Below are 15,596 nucleotides of genomic sequence, written 5' to 3'. Positions count from 1 at the left end.
CGGACCCCCGCAAGGGTATTTTGAACCAGAAGAAGATTTGGGCGGTGCCTTAGCCCAAAACGGCGCGGATTTTTGGGGCGATCCAATCCCAAAGCGCGGGCGCGCCGCGGCGGACCGGTTTGCCGACACGTTGGTCGAGCACGTCGAAGGTAACCTTGTAATCTTTCCACGACCCGCCACCGGACGCGAGGTTCAGGTTTGGCGGCTGGAAGCGATCAAGGGATTTGGCAAAGACTGCGTCGGGGGTTTCAGCGGCCTCGAACTCAGTCCAAAGGGCTTTGAAATCAGCGGCTTGGTCGTCGGGGAGCAAGCCAAACAAACGTTCTGCTGCCGCCTGTTCGGCCGCTTCGGTTTCCGCCTGGCCGGCTTTGGTCTGGGCATAAATCGGCACGTCGCCCGCGTCGATCTCAACAATATCGTGGATCAGCAACATGCGGATCACGCGGTCGATCTGCACGCCATCAGGCGCGTGTTCGCCCAGAACGGCGGCAAAGAGCGCGAGGTGCCAGGAATGTTCGGCAGAGTTTTCCTTGCGCGATCCGTCCCCGATGGGCGTGGCGCGCAGGATTTGGCGCAGCTTTTCGGCCTCCATCAAAAAGGCCATTTGGCTATCCAGACGGGTCATTCTGCCTGTTTCTTCGCAGCCTGAATCATCGCCATGGCCTTGCGGCCCGCCATGCGGACGCGGATTTCGGTCAAATAGGCCTCTTCCAGCGTCTGAGAGGCCGCGCCGATGGTTTGCGCGACCTTCATGTAGAAACGTTCGTCCCCGGTCTGATCCATCACAACCAGCGTTTCATCCGCCAGTTTCGATGCGATCTTGTCGGTGCTGGCTGACATCAGCGGGAATTTTCCGTCAGGCGGCGTTTGACGTAATCCGTCACCGTGCCGATCATCGGGTCCATATACGGGTCTTTGAAGAAGTGGTCTGCGCCCTCAACTTCTTCGTGCGTGACCGTAATACCCTTTTGTTCCTGCAGCTTACCAACCAGCGCGGTGGTGTCTGCCGGAGGGGCCACACGGTCCGCGCCACCATTGATGATCAGGCCCGAGGACGGGCAGGGCGCGAGGAAGCTGAAGTCATAGGTATTCGCAGGCGGGCTGACCGAGATGAAGCCGGTGATTTCCGGGCGACGCATCAGCAGCTGCATGCCGATCCATGCGCCGAAGCTGAAACCAGCGACCCAGCAATGCTTGGAGTTCTGGTTCATCGACTGCAGGTAATCGAGCGCGGAGGCCGCATCGGACAATTCGCCCACACCTTGATCGTATTCACCCTGCGACCGGCCCACGCCGCGGAAGTTGAACCGTAGCACTGTAAAGCCCATGCGGTGGAACGCATAGTGCAGGTTGTAGACCACCTTGTTGTTCATCGTGCCGCCGAATTGCGGGTGCGGATGAAGAATGATGGCGATAGGAGCGTCACGCTCTTTCTGCGGGTGATAACGACCTTCGAGGCGGCCTTCTGGGCCGGGAAAGATGACCTCGGGCATATATGTCTCCTGCTTGTGCTCGATTTCTTGACGAATTTAATCAAGCACTTTAGAAAGATTCTAAATCGGCACCTCTTTGGGCCGATCAGTGGCGTCAGGTGGGGATAAGCTGTTGTTCCGGTGACGTCAATAAATTCGGGCCCTGATACGGGCATGTTAAGGGTGATGCGCGATGAAACTTAGCACCAAGGGACGCTATGCGATGGTGGCGTTGGCCGATATCGCGCTGCAGCCCGAAGGCGCTTTGGTCACGCTGGCCGAGGTGTCGAAGCGGCAGAATATCTCTTTGCCTTACTTGGAACAGCTATTCGTCAAGCTGCGTCGCGCCGATATCGTGACATCCGTGCGCGGTCCGGGCGGCGGCTATCGGCTGGCGCGCTCTGCTTCGGACATCCGGGTGATTGACGTGCTGGGGGCGGTGGACGAAACCATTGACGCGCTGCACACCGGGGCCGGGGCCTCGGGCGGGTTGTCGGGGTCGCGGGCGCAATCGGTGACGAACCGACTGTGGCAATCGCTTAGCGCGCATGTGTATGTTTTTCTTCATCAAACACGGCTGTCGGACGTGGTTGAAAACGGTCTGATGCCGTGCCCTGCCGTGCCGAACCTGTTCGACGTGGTGGATGAAGCGGATGAGCCGGCAGAGGCCACATGACCCGCGTCTATCTGGACTATAACGCCACCATGCCCCTGCGGCCCGAGGCGCGCGAGGCGATGATCGCCGCGCTCGACATCAGTGGGAATCCGTCGTCGGTGCATGCCGAAGGGCGCGCGGCCAAGTCGCTGATCGAAAAGGCTCGGGCGCAGGTGGCGGAACTGGTCGGCTGTCAGGCACGCGAAGTGGTCTTTACCTCTGGCGCGACCGAAGCGGCCAGCGTTCTGAACAATCGCCGCCCGGTTTGGTCGCAGACCACTGCGCATGATGCGCTTTACGCCCACGCGGATTGGAGCGATCCGGTCGAAGGCGGCCCCGGTATCACGCTGGCTTGGGGGCTGGCGAATTCGGAAACCGGTGTGATTTCCGAACCCGCGAAAACCAAAGACGGCAAGTGGCACGATAATGCGCAGGACGCTGAGACCCTGCTGCTGGATGTTACGCAGGCCGTGGGCCGCATCCCGTGGTCTTTTGCGTGGTCGGGCGCGGATTTCGCGATCCTGTCGTCGCATAAGATCGGCGGTCCCAAGGGCGTCGGCGCGCTGATCATCAAGCAGGGCTTGGACATCGAGGCGTTGCAGCATGGCGGCGGTCAGGAAATGGGCCGTCGTTCGGGCACGGAAAACGTGGCCGGAATTGCAGGCTTTGGCGCGGCAGCGAAGGCCGCGCTGGACGAGTTGAACACCGGCACCTGGGACCGGATCGCAGGCCTGCGTGATCAGTTGGAAGATCGCCTTGCGGCGGAGGTTCCAGACATTATGTATGCGGGCAAGGATAAACCCCGTTTGCCCAATACCTCCTGCATCATCAACGCGGGCTGGAAGGGTGAAACGCAGGTGATGCAGATGGACCTGAAGGGATTTGCCGTGTCGGCCGGGTCGGCCTGTTCCAGTGGCAAGGTGCGCGCCAGCCGGGTGCTGCGCGCGATGGGGTACAGCGACGAGGCCTCGGCCAGCGCGATCCGCGTCAGCCTGGGGCCCCGGACCACCGAAGAAGAGATCACGCGCTTTGCCGAGGCTTGGCTGGCGCAATGGAATAAACACCGGGCCCGTGCGGCGTAAGCTGTCAGGCCCCCGGAGAGGATGACGAGATGAGCAATATGGATGACGTACAGGTCAAAGAGGGTGTCGATCAGGAAACGGTCGACGCGGTCAAGGCCATCGGCACCTACAAGTACGGTTGGAATACCGACATCGAAATGGATTACGCCCCGATGGGGTTGGATGAATCGATCGTCCGTCTGATTTCCGAAAAGAACGGTGAGCCGGAGTGGATGACCGACTGGCGCCTGCAGGCGTTCGAGCGTTGGAAAACGCTGGAAGAACCCGATTGGGCCATGGTCGATTACCCCGAGATCGATTTCCAGAAGCAGTATTACTATGCGCGCCCGAAAAGCATGGAAGAAAAGCCGAAGTCTTTGGACGAGGTCGATCCCAAGCTGTTGGCCACATACGAAAAGCTGGGCATCCCGCTGAAGGAACAGATGATCCTTGCCGGGGTCGAAGGGGCCGAAGATGCGCCGGCTGAGGGCCGCAAGGTCGCAGTGGACGCCGTGTTCGACTCTGTGTCCGTGGGCACGACGTTTCAGGCAGAGTTGAAGAAGGCTGGCGTTATCTTCTGCTCGATCTCCGAGGCGATCCGCGAACATCCCGAGCTGGTCAAGAAATACCTCGGTTCGGTCGTGCCTGTGTCGGACAACTTCTATGCCACGCTGAACAGCGCCGTGTTCTCTGACGGGTCGTTCGTCTACGTGCCGCCGGGCGTCCGCTGCCCGATGGAGCTGTCGACCTATTTCCGTATCAACGCGGAAAACACCGGTCAGTTCGAGCGCACGCTGATCATCGCCGACAAAGGCTCCTACGTGTCCTACCTTGAAGGCTGCACCGCGCCGCAGCGCGACACGTCGCAGCTGCACGCCGCGGTCGTTGAGATCGTCATCGAAGAAGATGCCGAGGTGAAATATTCTACCGTTCAGAACTGGTTCCCCGGGGATGAGAACGGCAAGGGCGGCATCTACAACTTTGTGACCAAGCGTGCCGATTGCCGGGGCGACCGGGCCAAGGTGATGTGGACGCAGGTGGAAACCGGGTCTGCCGTGACGTGGAAATACCCGTCCTGCATCCTGCGCGGCGACGACAGCCAGGGTGAGTTTTACTCGATCGCCATCACAAACAACTACCAGCAGGCCGATACCGGCACGAAGATGGTGCACCTTGGCAAGAACACCAAGTCGCGCATCGTGTCCAAAGGTATCAGCGCAGGTAAGGCGCAGAACACCTATCGTGGGCTGGTGTCGATGCACCCCAAGGCAAAGGATTCGCGGAACTACACCCAGTGTGACTCCCTTCTGATCGGGTCCGAATGTGGTGCGCATACGGTGCCTTATATCGAGGTCAAGAATAACTCGTCCCGTGTCGAACACGAGGCGACGACATCGAAGGTGGATGACGATCAGCTGTTCTATTGCCGCCAGCGCGGCATGGACGAAGAAGAGGCGGTCGCGCTGGTCGTGAACGGCTTCTGCCGCGAGGTGCTTCAGGCGCTGCCGATGGAATTTGCCATGGAAGCGCAACAGCTTGTGGCGATTTCGTTGGAAGGGTCCGTGGGGTGAGCCAAGGCCTGATCCGTCATATCGCCCCTTGGGCGGCCGAGGGTCCGGCATGGATCGCACGCACCGTTTTCGGCGCGTCGCGGTTCGTACGGATCGCGCTTGGCTTTGCCATGGGGCTGTTGTTGGCGGATCGGATTGCGCCTGATCTGCGGGGCGGGATAGCCATGGCGATCCTTGTGGTCGCGGTGATCTGGGTCGTTCTGGGCCGGGTTCTGATGACCCACGCGCGGCGGCAGTTGACCAATGTGCTGAACGGGACCGAGCCGTTGAAAAATTTTCGACTGATCGGCACGGGCACCCATATGGTCTGGATCCGGCGGAAAGGGTTTTAAGATGATCAAAGCGTTGCTGCCAAAGGTGCTGCTGGCGTCGGTCATTGCGACCGTGGTCTATGCGGGCTTCATGTGGATGGTCGGGGATTTCAAACCCAGTGCTCTGGCGATCTTTTTCGGGCTTGTTCTGGTGTTCAACTTTGTCTGGCACGGCTGGAAGGCGCGCAAAGCGCAGCAGGAGGCGGATAAATGATTATCACGACGACCAATTCCATCGAAGGCAAACGGATCATCGACTACCGCGGCGTTGTCGTGGGTGAGGCGATCATGGGCGCCAACGTGGTGCGCGATTTCTTTGCCGGGATCACGGATATTATTGGCGGACGCTCTGGCGCTTACGAATCCAAGCTGCAGGACGCGCGGGATACCGCAATGGCCGAGATTGAACAGCGCGCCCGCGCGGCCGGAGCCAATGCGGTTGTCGGCGTCGATCTGGACTATGAGGTCGTGGGCGACAGCATGCTGATGGTGTCAGTGTCGGGCACGGCGGTGATCGTCGAATAATGTCTGCTAGCGCCCAGCATAAAGGCGTTTCCCGCCCGGAGCTTACGATGCCCGCAGAAGAGGCCGCCGCCCTGCGCATGGCCTATGAGGACGCGTCGTGCATCCTTGAATACGGCTCGGGCGGATCGACCGTTCTGGCATCTGAGTTGTCGGGCAAGCAGATCATCAGCGTCGAGTCGGATGCTGACTGGGCGGCGATGATGCGGGCGTGGTTCGAGGAAAACCCCGGCGCCAGTGCGGTGGACATGGTCCATGCCGACATTGGCCCGACCAAGGATTGGGGCCATCCCGAAGGACACGAAGATTGGCGCAAGTTCCCGGCCTATCCACTGAAGGTCTGGGATCGCGACATCGCCCCGGACGTGGTGCTGGTGGACGGACGGTTCCGTGCAGGCTGCGCGCTAGCGACGGCGTTTCGGACGCAGAAACCGGTGACGCTGCTCTTTGACGATTACACGCCCCGCAAGGCGTATCACGCGGTCGAGGATTTCCTTGGCCAACCCGAGAAAATCGGCCGTCTGGCCGTGTTTGATATTTCGCCCCTGCCGATCCCTGCGGATCGTCTGTTGCGGGTGATTGAACTGATGTGCGCCCCTTTGTAAGGGGGCTAGGAAAGGACGTAAGATGCTGACAATCAAGAACCTTCAGGTCAAACTGGAAGACGAGGACAAGCAGATCCTCAAAGGCGTCGACCTGACGGTCGAGGCGGGCAAAGTACATGCGATCATGGGCCCGAACGGCTCGGGTAAATCGACCCTGTCCTACGTGCTGTCGGGCAAAGACGGCTACGAGGTTACAGGCGGCGAAGCGACGCTGGACGGCGAAGACCTGCTGGACATGGAAGCAGAAGAGCGCGCGGCCGCTGGCCTGTTTCTGGCGTTCCAATACCCGGTGGAAATCCCCGGCGTCGGTAACATGACTTTCCTGCGGACGGCTGTGAACTCTCAGCGTAAAGCCCGCGGCGAAGAAGAAATGTCGGCGACCGACTTCCTCAAGTTCGTGCGCGAAAAGGCCAAAGACCTGAAGATCGACGCAGAGATGCTGAAGCGTCCCGTGAACGTCGGCTTCTCGGGTGGTGAGAAGAAGCGGAACGAAATCCTACAGATGGCCGTGCTTCAACCGTGCATGTGCATCTTGGACGAAACCGACTCGGGTCTTGATGTCGACGCGATGAAGCTGGTGTCCGACGGCGTAAATGCTCTGCGTGACGAAGGGCGTGGGTTCCTTGTCATCACGCACTACCAGCGTCTGCTGGACCACATCAAACCCGACGTTGTGCACATCATGGCGAACGGTCGCATCATCAAAACCGGCGGGCCCGAGCTGGCGCTGGAAGTCGAACAGAACGGTTACGCCGATCTGCTGGAGGAGAGCGCGTAATGTCTGCTGCACGCAAACCTTTGATGGATCAAAAAGCGGGCGTGACGCAGGCGCGGCTGGACAGCCTTGGCGCGGTTCCGGCCGCTGGCTGGACCGCCGCGGCGCGGAAAGAGGCGCTGGACCGTGTGGTCCAGCAGGGCCTGCCGCATCCGCGTGACGAATACTGGAAATTCACCAAGCCTCAGGGCCTTACGGACGCGACCCCGGCCGCGGCCGAGGCTTTCGTCGCCCACGAAGCGCCGATCTTTGGCGAAATTGACCGTGTTAAGTTGGTCTTTGTCGACGGTGTCTTCAGCGAAGAAGAGTCCGATGCGCCCGAGCTGGCTGGCGTCAAGATCGAGCGGCTGGCCGAAGCGACAAGCGCCGATATTCACTGGGCGAAAGACTTGTACGGCACGCTGGAAGCGCGCGGTCAGACCCCGGTCGAACGCCCCTTGGCCGCGCTGAACACGGCCTATGCGACCGACGGCGTGCTGATCCACGTGACGGGTAAGGCGGACCGCCCCGTGTCGCTGATCTATCGGCACGACGCGGCGGACAGCGACGCCCTGCTGCATCACGTGATCAAGCTGGACGAGGGTGCCGAACTGACCGTTCTGGAAAACGGCCCCGCGGCCGCCCGGTTCAACAAGGTGATGGAGGTCGATATCGCCGACAAGGCGTCCTTCCACCATGTCCGTGCACAGGGCCGCGACCACGAACGTCAGGCTATCACGCATATCTTTGCCCGCCTTGGCACGGAAAGCGCGTTCAAAAGCTTTACCTTCACCGCCAACGGCAAACTGACGCGCAACGAATGCGTGCTGGAACTGACCGGCGACGACGCCATCGCGCATGTCGCGGGCGCTTGTGTGGGTGACGGCGATTTCCACCACGACGATACGGTCTTCATCACGCATGACGCGGAAAATTGTGAAAGCCGTCAGGTGTTTAAGAAGGTTCTGCGCAACGGCGCGGTGGGTGTCTTCCAAGGCAAGATCCTTGTGAAGGAAGGCGCGCAAAAGACCGATGGCTATCAGATCAGCCAGTCGCTTCTGCTGGACGGCGACAGCCAGTTCCTTGCTAAGCCTGAACTGGAAATCTACGCCGATGACGTGGCCTGTTCGCATGGCTCGACCTCGGGTGCGATCGACGAAGAGGGGCTGTTCTACCTGCGCTCGCGCGGGGTGCCCGAAGGTCTGGCGACGGATCTTCTGACCATCGCCTTCATCGCCGAAGCCGTGACCGAGATCGAGGACGAGGCCCTGCAAGGCGAAGTTCTGAGCCGTGTCGAGGCTTGGCTGGAGCGTCGGCGCGACTGATGTCGGTCATGGCGGACATCGTGGCCACCTATCGCGGGCCTGCGACCGTTTTGCGGCGCAGGCTGGCGGGCGCGGGCGAAGACAAGGCGCTGGCCATCCTGATGGCGGGCTGCGTCTTGCTGTTCATCGCGCAATGGCCGCGCCTGTCGCGCGAAGCCTATCTGGAAGGCGGAGAGCTGCAGGTAATGATCGGCGGCGCATTGCTGGCGCTGGTCTTTATCCTGCCGCTGATCCTTTACGCCTTTGCGGCCGTATCCCATCTGATTGCCAAGCCCTTGGGCGGGAAGGCCACGCCGTTGCAGGCGCGGATGGCGCTGTTCTGGGCGTTGCTGGCGGCGGCACCGGTGTTTTTGCTGAACGGGCTGACGCAGGGCTTTATCGGGCCGGGCGTGCAGGCGTCGATCACCGGGGCGCTGGCGATGGTGGTCTTTCTGTGGTTCTGGCTGGCCGGTCTGGTGGCTGTTGAAAGGGGTCGGGTATGACCTTTGATCAGGTGAAATCCATGATCGTGGCGTCGATCAAGACGCCCGCGATCGGGGCGCAACAGGTGCTGTCCGTTGATCTGCCGCGCGCCGCGCTGTGGACCGCACTGACCCTGCTGGGCGTGCTGAACGGCATGTACTACGGGATGATCCTGCCCGGTGCGGCGCAGGCCGGGGTGATCCCCGCTGGCATGGCCAATGCGCCGTTTGTCGTCACCGGCGCGATCCTGATCATCCTTGCGCTGATGGTGCATCTGCTGGTCTTTACCGGTCGCATTCTGGGTGGCACGGCAACCATCGACGCGATGCTGAAGGTCGTCGTCTGGCTGCAGGGGCTGCGCCTGCTGGCGCAGGTCGTGATTTCCGTCCTGTCGCTGGCGATCCCGCCTTTGGGCTGGCTGGTGGCTATGGCCGTCGGCGTCTGGGGGCTGTGGATGATGATCGTCTTTATCGCAACCGCACATAATTTCACGCCGATCAAAGGGTTGGGCACGCTGCTTGGCACCTTTGTCGCGGCCATTTTCGCCCTGTCGATCCTTTCGGCCATTCTGGGGCTGGGCACCCCGACAGGAGAGATTTGATGTTTGATGTCGCCAAGGTCCGCGCGGATTTCCCGATCCTGTCGCGCGAGGTGAACGGCAAGCCGCTGGTCTATCTGGACAGTGGCGCTTCGGCGCAAAAGCCTCAGGTCGTGATCGACGCGATCACCAAGGCCTATGCCGAGGAATATTCCAACGTTCACCGCGGCTTGCACTTTCTGTCGAACCTCGCCACCGAAAATTACGAAGGCGTCCGTGGCATCATCGCGCGGTTCCTGAATGCCGGGTCTGAGGATGAGATCATCTTTAATTCCGGCACGACCGAGGGGCTGAACCTCGTGTCCTACGGCTGGGGTGTTCCGAACCTGAACCCGGGGGACGAGATCATCCTGACGGTGATGGAGCATCACGCCAATATCGTGCCGTGGCATTTCCTGCGTGACCGTCATGGCGCGGTGCTGAAGTGGGTAGAGGTTGAACCCGATGGCTCGCTGGACCCGCAGAAGGTGATCGATGCCATGGGCCCCAAGACGCGCATGGTCTGCATCACCCATATGTCCAACGTGCTGGGCACCAAGGTCAACGTGGCCCCGATCTGCGCCGCTGCGCGGGACCGGGGCATAGTGTCGGTAATCGACGGCTCTCAGGCGGCGGTGCATGGGCCCGTGGACGTGCAAGAGATCGGTGCGGATTTCTACGCGATTACGGGGCACAAGCTTTACGGTCCTTCTGGCTCCGGGGCGCTCTATGCCCGGGCCGAGCGTCAGGCCGAGATGATCCCATTTATGGGTGGCGGCGACATGATCCGAGAGGTCACGCGCGACGCGGTCACCTACAACGATCCCCCGATGAAGTTCGAGGCAGGCACCCCCGGCATCGTCCAGATGATCGGTATGGGGGTTGCGCTGGACTATATGATGGGTCTGGGGATGGAGAATATCGCCGCGCATGAGGCCGATCTGGCGACCTATGCCAGTGACCGGCTGCAAAGCCTTAACTGGTTGAACGTGCAGGGCAAAGCGCCGGGGAAAGGCGCGATCTTTTCCTTTACGTTGGACGGGGCGGCGCATGCGCATGACGTGTCCACCATCCTTGATAAAAAGGGGGTCGCGGTGCGGGCCGGCCAGCATTGTGCTGGACCTTTGATGGATTTCCTTGGCGTTTCCGCCACCTGCCGCGCGTCCTTTGCGATGTATAACACCCGCGATGACGTGGATAAGCTGGTCGAGGCGCTGGAACTGGCGCACGATCTGTTTGCTTGAATTTGTCGTCGTCCTATCGTTCGACATTGATCAAACGTAACGCCCGTCGGCAACGCCAGACAGCGTCCCGTTGCCCTGACAGGGGATAGCGAAGCGTGTCCGAGAAGGGGCCGTTTTAATGGTCGGCGCTACCCCTGTCTCTGATCACAATCCGAGTGTTTCAGGTTTACACAACCCGCGACAACACATCCCCCGCGCGGTGCAGCCCCACTGTCGACCTTTGCGCCCTTGCGCGTGCAATACCACCGTCTAACGCCGCCAATACAGTCGTCGCCAGTTCTTCCGGCATCTCGGCCCCTCCGGCCTCTAGCGCGGTAGCCAATTGCGTGGTCGCGTCACGGTAGGCTTGGGCGATGCGGGCGCGCAGCGCGGTTTCCGACGGCTCGACCTCTTGTGCCAACAAAGACAGCAGCGCGCCTTGAGTGTAATCGTGGCCCTCAAGCCATGCGGCGGTGTCGGAGAACAACCGCGCCACCTGTCTGGAAGCCGGGATATCCCCGGACATGGCGCGCGCAAACCGTCCCGCCATTTCTTCTGACAGCCAGTCGACGGCGGCCACCGTCAGCTCTTGTTTGCCGCCGGGAAAGTGGTGGTACATCGACCCCTTGGGCACCCCTGCATGGGCCAAGATCGCGGCGACACCCGTCGCGTGATAGCCCTGCGATTGATACAGCGCCACGGCGGCGCGGATCAGCCTTGTGCGGGTTTCTGTACCTTGGCGCGTCATGAAATACGGGGTCTCCTTTCGGGTAGTATAGCGATTGATGCCAGCGCCGTCGCTACCAGTTTCGGATCTTTGTCGGCAGCTTCGCACCAGACCTCTGCCTCGACCGTGGCCAAGCTGCGGCCTGACCGGATGGTCCGCGCCTTGGCGCGTAGCTTGTCGCCCACGGCGGGTGACAGGAAATGTAGCGTGAAATTCGATGTGACCACGTCCTGACCCGAGGCCGCCGCGCCCGCCCAGGCGCAGGCCATATCCGCCAACGCGCCGATGCAGCCGCCATGGACATACCCGTGATGCTGACGCAGCTCTGCCCGGATGGGGACGATGATTTCAACCTTCCCGTCGCCTGCGGCAAGGCCCTGTACCCCGAACCATTTGTTGAAACCATCGGCTGCGGAATTGCCGTTCAACCGCGCCAGAAGCGCGGGGTTGTTCCAATCGTACATCGGGTGCCTCCCATATATAGACCGATCGGTCTAGTATGGAGGCGTGATGGTTTGGGTCAACCGTGCAGAGCGTCCTGTGGCGTGACGTCACCGATCAGGCGATTGCGCATCTCTGGCCAGTCGTTCAGGGCCTGAGTGATGCCTTGGGTCACCGCGGATCGATCGCCCGAACGTTCCTGTTCTTCGGCATTGATCAGAATTTTGTGCAAAGATAACAGACCGATACTGGCCGAAGCACCGGCCAACTGGTGCAGCGCATCGGCCAGCGGTGCATGTGGGGCGTCGGGGCCTTGTGTGGCTTGCTGCATCAGGTCCGGCAGGTCGCGATCGGCCTCTGCCACGAAGGCGTTGGTCAGTTTCTGCCGTGTCGCCTCTGGCAGGCTGGCCAGCGGATCGGCGGCAGAGGGCGCCGCCTGCGCCGGTGCCACGCCCAGGGCCAGCGCGATCTGATCGTTCAGTAGGGCCCGGTTCATCGGCTTGTGCAGAACCGCGTCGAAGGTTTCCTGCATCTCTTCGTTGTCCAGCCCTTCGGCCAGATGCGCGGTCAGCGCGACGATGCGGGTCGATTGGTTCGGGCCGTCGGTCTGACGGATGCGCCGGGCGGCGGTGGGGCCATCCATCACCGGCATCGAGACGTCCATGAGGATCAGGTCGAACGCCTCTTGTCCGCAGTGATCAAGGCTGACCTGACCATTGGTCGCCTCTTGGACGTGGTGGCCATCGTTTTCCAACAGCCTGCGCGCGATCAGGCGGTTGGTCGCATTATCCTCTACCAGCAGGATCCGGGCCGAGGGGACGTCGGGACGCGGGTCTGACTTGGACCGATGATCCGGCTGTGCGGCGCGGGGCAGGGGAACCGCTAGCCAAAACACCGATCCTTCGCCCTTTTCGCTTTCGGCCCCGATCTCTCCACCCATCGCCTTGGCCAGCGTGCGGGCGATGCCCAGACCCAGACCGGTGCCTTTGATCTGATGGTCGATCGCCTCGTCCGTGCGGTAGAAATCGTCGAAGGCATGGGCCAGCTCTGCCTCGGTCATGCCAAGGCCGGTGTCCATCACCTGAATTTCCACCGTGGCCCCAAGACCGCGACTGACGTCGAGCGTGATATCGCCGTCGGTGGTGAACTTGATCGCGTTGGCGATCAGGTTGCCGATGATCTGGCGCAGACGGTCGGGATCGCCCGTGACGTAACCCAGAGAGCCTGCGGTCGACAGGTTCAGCGTGTTGCCCGCCTGTTGGGCCGAAGGCCGCAGGGTCAGCACGATTTCCGTCAGCAAAGCATCCAGATCAAACACCCGGGGCGACAGTTTCAGCCCGTCTTCGATCTGCGTCAGGTCAAGCACGTCTTCGACGAGGTTCAGCAGGGATTGCGAGGCATTGCGCAAAACGGGCAGGTATTCGTCCAACGTGTCATCAGGGGTGTCGCGGCCATCTTCGATCAGGTCGATGGCCCCAAGGATGCCGTTCAGGGGCGTGCGCATTTCGTGGCTGATCACGCCCAAGAACCGCGCCTTGGCCCGTTCACCCGCGCGGGCTTTGTCACGCGAGGTTTTCAGGTCTTCTTCGGCCTGAACCAGATGGGTAATATCCCGCACCACGGCCACGCAGATCGGTAGTTCTGGCAGGGTCGATGTGCCGACTGTCAGTTCCACCGGGAACCGCGCCCCATCACCGCGTCGGCCCGTCATCCGCAACCGCGTGTGCGCGCCGGATGCGGCGGCGTCGAACAGGTGTTTGCCCTGCACCGGCGTCTGGTCATCGTTGTAAGCCAGAAGCTGGGCAACCTGATCCGGCGGACCACCTTCACCATGACTGAACATCATCTCTCCCGCGTCGTTCATCCGCAGGATTTTGCCCCCTTGGTTCATCACCAGAATAGCGTCGCGAGATGTGGAAAAGATCGCTTCCAGCCGGGCCGAGGTGGCAAGGTTTTCGCGCAGCCGCTTGTCAGATGTCGCCGCCTCGCGACGGAACAGCAGGGTCATCGCCAGCAGCGTCACCAGCAGAACGGTCGTGGCGGCGGCGACGCGGATCAGAACGTCAGAGACATCCTGCCGTGCCGCGTCCTCGGACCGGGCCAGGCCGCGGTTGCCGATGGTCAGAATGCGCCGGATCTGAGGGTGCAGTGCGTCCAGCGTCGCTTTAAGCTCCGGCAGGTCCGCCAGCAGCGCCGCATCGTTTTGATCAATCTGCGGGGCAAGGGCAAAGATCGTATTTGCGATCTCGGTAAAGTCGTCTTCGATATCGCCGCCCGACACCGCGGGATCATAGAGCGACCCTTCGCGGATCGTGTTCACACGGGAATACAGGATATCGTATTTGCGCCGCAGCTCCCTGACGTCCGGGGGGATCGGGTCGGATTTATTCTGCGCATCCACCCGTTCCGCAAGGATCATCAGGGTTAGGTATTCGACCTCTAGCTGGGTCAGCGTCCATTGCACGTTATCCTGCGGCGAGGATTCAAGCTCTGCCATCTTGGCGCGCACGTCGGTCAGCAGGTAGGCAACCACCACGGCGGACAGCAGAAACAGCACGCCCAGCACGACAAACCGATACCATTCCCGTCCACGAGACAGGATGGCAGAGCCGGTGTCGTCAACTTGGGGGGCGGGCTGAGAGGGCAGGAGAAACCTCCGTCAGTGTTTCAGCTCGATCCGCTCCAGCTGCCAGATCGAATTGGCGAAAATGATTTCCGCCTTATAGCGCGGATCGGAATCGTAAGGATAGACGATCCACAGCGGACCTTTGTCGCGCAGGGTCATCGGCTCTCCGTTGCGGAGATAGGCGATTATTGCGTCAAAATCGTGGAAATGCGCGGCCTGTACGTCGATTTGATAGCCGTTCGCCGCGGTCAGCTGCAGCGTGGTCGCGTCTTTGTCGAGCAGGTTCAAAAGATCTGCCACGCGGATGCCCACGAACTCTTGCGGACCGTCGGTCCAGATGGTCGATGTCGTGAAGCTATGCGATGGCAGTTTCGCAATCGTTTCGCGGGTCAAATGGTAGCTGCCGGTGTCCGTTTCGACCGTCAGAATAGGGGTCGGGTCGGGTTTGGTCGGCAGTTCATCGGCCAAGGCCGGAAGGGCGAACAGCGATAGAATCGCAATCATGAACCAGCGCATCTTGATATTATTCCAATGTTAACTCTATTTGCGTCTTTTAGTGTTATGCTTGGTGTCTTGCAGGTTCGTAAACGCCATAGCAAGTTTTTGGAATGTTTCCTGTTCTTTAGGATAGGGTGTCTGGTTGCGACTTGAAGGAGCCTAGAATGGGCCGAGTGTTACTTGCTGACGATCACGAACTGGTGCGCGAAACGATTGCCGCGTACCTGACCCAGAATGGTGCGCATGAGGTGCAGTCGGTCGGAACATTCGATGATGCCATGGTGGCGCTGGACGGGGCCAGCTTCGATCTTGTCATGCTGGATTACCGCATGCCGGGGATGGAGGCGCTGGAAGGTCTCAAAACCGTCGCCGACCGCTATCCCGACACGCCGCTGGCGCTGATTTCCGGCGCGGCGGGGCCAGATATCGCGTTGCATGCGATCGATCAGGGCGCGGCGGGATTTCTGCCCAAAACGCTGGCACCTGCTGAATTGATCGACGCTGTGAACACGTTGATTGCGGGCGGTTCGGTGCTGCCGGACGAAGCCGTGTCCAAAATGTCCTATCGCCTGACCCCCCGAGAAGTCGAGGTCGTGCGCGCCATCGCGGCGGGCAAGTCGAACAAAGAAATCGCGCGCGATCTGGGCGTCCAAGAGGTCACGGTCAAGCTGCACGTCAAGACGCTGTCCCGCAAGCTTGAGGCCCGCAATCGCACCCACGCGGCGATGCGCGCGCGCGATCTGGGGCTGGTCTAAGGCCTTCTTCT

General features: G+C 61.0%; 20 protein-coding genes. 13 read left to right on the top strand and 7 right to left on the bottom strand.

Annotated features, from left to right (window positions below):
- Positions 1 to 49: 49 nt before the first annotated feature.
- From ACI3GR_RS07630 to ACI3GR_RS07620, 3 genes are read right to left on the bottom strand one after another with little or no spacing between them, the layout of a single operon-like run.
- Positions 50 to 625 (bottom strand): HD domain-containing protein, encoded by a 576-nt coding sequence (locus ACI3GR_RS07630; protein ID WP_407493505.1) that lies wholly within the window; start codon positions 623 to 625, stop codon positions 50 to 52.
- On the bottom strand, positions 622 to 840 hold the full coding sequence (locus ACI3GR_RS07625) for a hypothetical protein (RefSeq protein WP_407493503.1): 219 nt from the start codon (positions 838 to 840) through the stop codon (positions 622 to 624). The genes ACI3GR_RS07630 and ACI3GR_RS07625 overlap by 4 nt, the downstream gene beginning before the upstream one ends.
- The gene (locus tag ACI3GR_RS07620) at positions 840 to 1,493 is read right to left on the bottom strand and encodes an alpha/beta hydrolase (protein WP_407493502.1); all 654 of its coding nucleotides are present in this window, start codon (positions 1,491 to 1,493) and stop codon (positions 840 to 842) included. The genes ACI3GR_RS07625 and ACI3GR_RS07620 overlap by 1 nt, the downstream gene beginning before the upstream one ends.
- 172 nt (positions 1,494 to 1,665) lie before the next feature.
- Between ACI3GR_RS07620 and iscR the strand changes: the two genes are divergently transcribed.
- Genes iscR through ACI3GR_RS07560 form a run of 12 tightly spaced genes read left to right on the top strand, consistent with a single transcriptional unit; the run spans position 1,666 to position 10,559 of the window.
- Positions 1,666 to 2,148, top strand: a complete 483-nt coding sequence (gene iscR / locus ACI3GR_RS07615) for a Fe-S cluster assembly transcriptional regulator IscR (RefSeq protein ID WP_407493501.1) — start codon at positions 1,666 to 1,668, stop codon at positions 2,146 to 2,148.
- A complete protein-coding gene (locus ACI3GR_RS07610) occupies positions 2,145 to 3,209 on the top strand; it encodes a cysteine desulfurase family protein (protein ID WP_407493499.1) in 1,065 nt (354 codons plus the stop codon). The genes iscR and ACI3GR_RS07610 overlap by 4 nt, the downstream gene beginning before the upstream one ends.
- 29 nt (positions 3,210 to 3,238) lie before the next feature.
- Complete coding sequence (sufB, locus tag ACI3GR_RS07605; RefSeq protein ID WP_407493497.1) at positions 3,239 to 4,759, top strand: Fe-S cluster assembly protein SufB; 1,521 nt, start codon at positions 3,239 to 3,241, stop codon at positions 4,757 to 4,759.
- Entirely contained in the window at positions 4,756 to 5,091 is a 336-nt protein-coding gene (locus ACI3GR_RS07600) for a hypothetical protein (protein WP_407493496.1), read from the top strand. Before sufB ends, ACI3GR_RS07600 begins: the two co-directional genes overlap by 4 nt.
- A gap of 1 nt (position 5,092) precedes the next feature.
- Positions 5,093 to 5,284, top strand: a complete 192-nt coding sequence (locus ACI3GR_RS07595; protein WP_407493494.1) for a hypothetical protein — start codon at positions 5,093 to 5,095, stop codon at positions 5,282 to 5,284.
- The gene (locus ACI3GR_RS07590; protein ID WP_407493492.1) at positions 5,281 to 5,595 is read left to right on the top strand and encodes a heavy metal-binding domain-containing protein; all 315 of its coding nucleotides are present in this window, start codon (positions 5,281 to 5,283) and stop codon (positions 5,593 to 5,595) included. Before ACI3GR_RS07595 ends, ACI3GR_RS07590 begins: the two co-directional genes overlap by 4 nt.
- A 47-nt stretch (positions 5,596 to 5,642) precedes the next feature.
- On the top strand, positions 5,643 to 6,197 hold the full coding sequence (locus tag ACI3GR_RS07585; protein ID WP_407493491.1) for a hypothetical protein: 555 nt from the start codon (positions 5,643 to 5,645) through the stop codon (positions 6,195 to 6,197).
- 22 nt (positions 6,198 to 6,219) lie between these two features.
- Positions 6,220 to 6,975 (top strand): Fe-S cluster assembly ATPase SufC, encoded by a 756-nt coding sequence (sufC, locus tag ACI3GR_RS07580; RefSeq protein ID WP_407493490.1) that lies wholly within the window; start codon positions 6,220 to 6,222, stop codon positions 6,973 to 6,975.
- Positions 6,975 to 8,276 carry a Fe-S cluster assembly protein SufD gene (sufD, locus tag ACI3GR_RS07575; protein WP_407493489.1) on the top strand — a complete coding sequence of 434 codons (1,302 nt, stop codon included), beginning with the start codon at positions 6,975 to 6,977 and terminating at the stop codon, positions 8,274 to 8,276. The genes sufC and sufD overlap by 1 nt, the downstream gene beginning before the upstream one ends.
- The gene (locus ACI3GR_RS07570) at positions 8,276 to 8,758 is read left to right on the top strand and encodes a YIP1 family protein (protein WP_407493487.1); all 483 of its coding nucleotides are present in this window, start codon (positions 8,276 to 8,278) and stop codon (positions 8,756 to 8,758) included. Before sufD ends, ACI3GR_RS07570 begins: the two co-directional genes overlap by 1 nt.
- Positions 8,755 to 9,339 carry a YIP1 family protein gene (locus ACI3GR_RS07565; RefSeq protein ID WP_407493485.1) on the top strand — a complete coding sequence of 195 codons (585 nt, stop codon included), beginning with the start codon at positions 8,755 to 8,757 and terminating at the stop codon, positions 9,337 to 9,339. The genes ACI3GR_RS07570 and ACI3GR_RS07565 overlap by 4 nt, the downstream gene beginning before the upstream one ends.
- A complete protein-coding gene (locus tag ACI3GR_RS07560; protein WP_407493484.1) occupies positions 9,339 to 10,559 on the top strand; it encodes an aminotransferase class V-fold PLP-dependent enzyme in 1,221 nt (406 codons plus the stop codon). The genes ACI3GR_RS07565 and ACI3GR_RS07560 overlap by 1 nt, the downstream gene beginning before the upstream one ends.
- A 166-nt stretch (positions 10,560 to 10,725) precedes the next feature.
- Here ACI3GR_RS07560 and ACI3GR_RS07555 read toward each other — a convergent pair whose 3' ends face one another.
- The 4 genes from ACI3GR_RS07555 to ACI3GR_RS07540 all read right to left on the bottom strand — a co-directional run bounded on the left by ACI3GR_RS07555 (position 10,726) and on the right by ACI3GR_RS07540 (position 14,836).
- On the bottom strand, positions 10,726 to 11,286 hold the full coding sequence (locus ACI3GR_RS07555; RefSeq protein WP_407493483.1) for a TetR/AcrR family transcriptional regulator: 561 nt from the start codon (positions 11,284 to 11,286) through the stop codon (positions 10,726 to 10,728).
- The gene (locus tag ACI3GR_RS07550) at positions 11,283 to 11,729 is read right to left on the bottom strand and encodes a PaaI family thioesterase (protein WP_407493482.1); all 447 of its coding nucleotides are present in this window, start codon (positions 11,727 to 11,729) and stop codon (positions 11,283 to 11,285) included. The genes ACI3GR_RS07555 and ACI3GR_RS07550 overlap by 4 nt, the downstream gene beginning before the upstream one ends.
- 56 nt (positions 11,730 to 11,785) lie before the next feature.
- Entirely contained in the window at positions 11,786 to 14,272 is a 2,487-nt protein-coding gene (locus ACI3GR_RS07545) for a hybrid sensor histidine kinase/response regulator (protein ID WP_407493481.1), read from the bottom strand.
- Positions 14,273 to 14,365: 93 nt separating this feature from the next.
- Complete coding sequence (locus tag ACI3GR_RS07540) at positions 14,366 to 14,836, bottom strand: putative pterin-binding protein (RefSeq protein WP_407493480.1); 471 nt, start codon at positions 14,834 to 14,836, stop codon at positions 14,366 to 14,368.
- A gap of 158 nt (positions 14,837 to 14,994) precedes the next feature.
- Between ACI3GR_RS07540 and ACI3GR_RS07535 the strand changes: the two genes are divergently transcribed.
- A complete protein-coding gene (locus ACI3GR_RS07535) occupies positions 14,995 to 15,585 on the top strand; it encodes a response regulator transcription factor (protein ID WP_407493479.1) in 591 nt (196 codons plus the stop codon).
- Positions 15,586 to 15,596: the final 11 nt, after the last annotated feature.

It is taken from the genome of Pseudooceanicola aestuariicola, from assembly GCF_045763785.1.
Taxonomy (GTDB): domain Bacteria; phylum Pseudomonadota; class Alphaproteobacteria; order Rhodobacterales; family Rhodobacteraceae; genus Pseudooceanicola.
This window is presented reverse-complemented; position numbering and strand designations above follow the sequence as displayed.

Bases quoted from the DNA above. Each gene is read 5' to 3' on its own strand.
- ACI3GR_RS07630 (WP_407493505.1), bottom strand. From the start codon at position 625: ATGACCCGTCTGGATAGCCAAATGGCCTTTTTGATGGAGGCCGAAAAG.
- ACI3GR_RS07625 (WP_407493503.1), bottom strand. From the start codon at position 840: ATGTCAGCCAGCACCGACAAGATCGCATCGAAACTGGCGGATGAAACG.
- ACI3GR_RS07620 (WP_407493502.1), bottom strand. From the start codon at position 1,493: ATGCCCGAGGTCATCTTTCCCGGCCCAGAAGGCCGCCTCGAAGGTCGT.
- iscR (WP_407493501.1), top strand. From the start codon at position 1,666: ATGAAACTTAGCACCAAGGGACGCTATGCGATGGTGGCGTTGGCCGAT.
- ACI3GR_RS07610 (WP_407493499.1), top strand. From the start codon at position 2,145: ATGACCCGCGTCTATCTGGACTATAACGCCACCATGCCCCTGCGGCCC.
- sufB (WP_407493497.1), top strand. From the start codon at position 3,239: ATGAGCAATATGGATGACGTACAGGTCAAAGAGGGTGTCGATCAGGAA.
- ACI3GR_RS07595 (WP_407493494.1), top strand. From the start codon at position 5,093: ATGATCAAAGCGTTGCTGCCAAAGGTGCTGCTGGCGTCGGTCATTGCG.
- ACI3GR_RS07590 (WP_407493492.1), top strand. From the start codon at position 5,281: ATGATTATCACGACGACCAATTCCATCGAAGGCAAACGGATCATCGAC.
- ACI3GR_RS07585 (WP_407493491.1), top strand. From the start codon at position 5,643: ATGCCCGCAGAAGAGGCCGCCGCCCTGCGCATGGCCTATGAGGACGCG.
- sufC (WP_407493490.1), top strand. From the start codon at position 6,220: ATGCTGACAATCAAGAACCTTCAGGTCAAACTGGAAGACGAGGACAAG.
- sufD (WP_407493489.1), top strand. From the start codon at position 6,975: ATGTCTGCTGCACGCAAACCTTTGATGGATCAAAAAGCGGGCGTGACG.
- ACI3GR_RS07570 (WP_407493487.1), top strand. From the start codon at position 8,276: ATGTCGGTCATGGCGGACATCGTGGCCACCTATCGCGGGCCTGCGACC.
- ACI3GR_RS07565 (WP_407493485.1), top strand. From the start codon at position 8,755: ATGACCTTTGATCAGGTGAAATCCATGATCGTGGCGTCGATCAAGACG.
- ACI3GR_RS07560 (WP_407493484.1), top strand. From the start codon at position 9,339: ATGTTTGATGTCGCCAAGGTCCGCGCGGATTTCCCGATCCTGTCGCGC.
- ACI3GR_RS07555 (WP_407493483.1), bottom strand. From the start codon at position 11,286: ATGACGCGCCAAGGTACAGAAACCCGCACAAGGCTGATCCGCGCCGCC.
- ACI3GR_RS07550 (WP_407493482.1), bottom strand. From the start codon at position 11,729: ATGTACGATTGGAACAACCCCGCGCTTCTGGCGCGGTTGAACGGCAAT.
- ACI3GR_RS07540 (WP_407493480.1), bottom strand. From the start codon at position 14,836: ATGATTGCGATTCTATCGCTGTTCGCCCTTCCGGCCTTGGCCGATGAA.
- ACI3GR_RS07535 (WP_407493479.1), top strand. From the start codon at position 14,995: ATGGGCCGAGTGTTACTTGCTGACGATCACGAACTGGTGCGCGAAACG.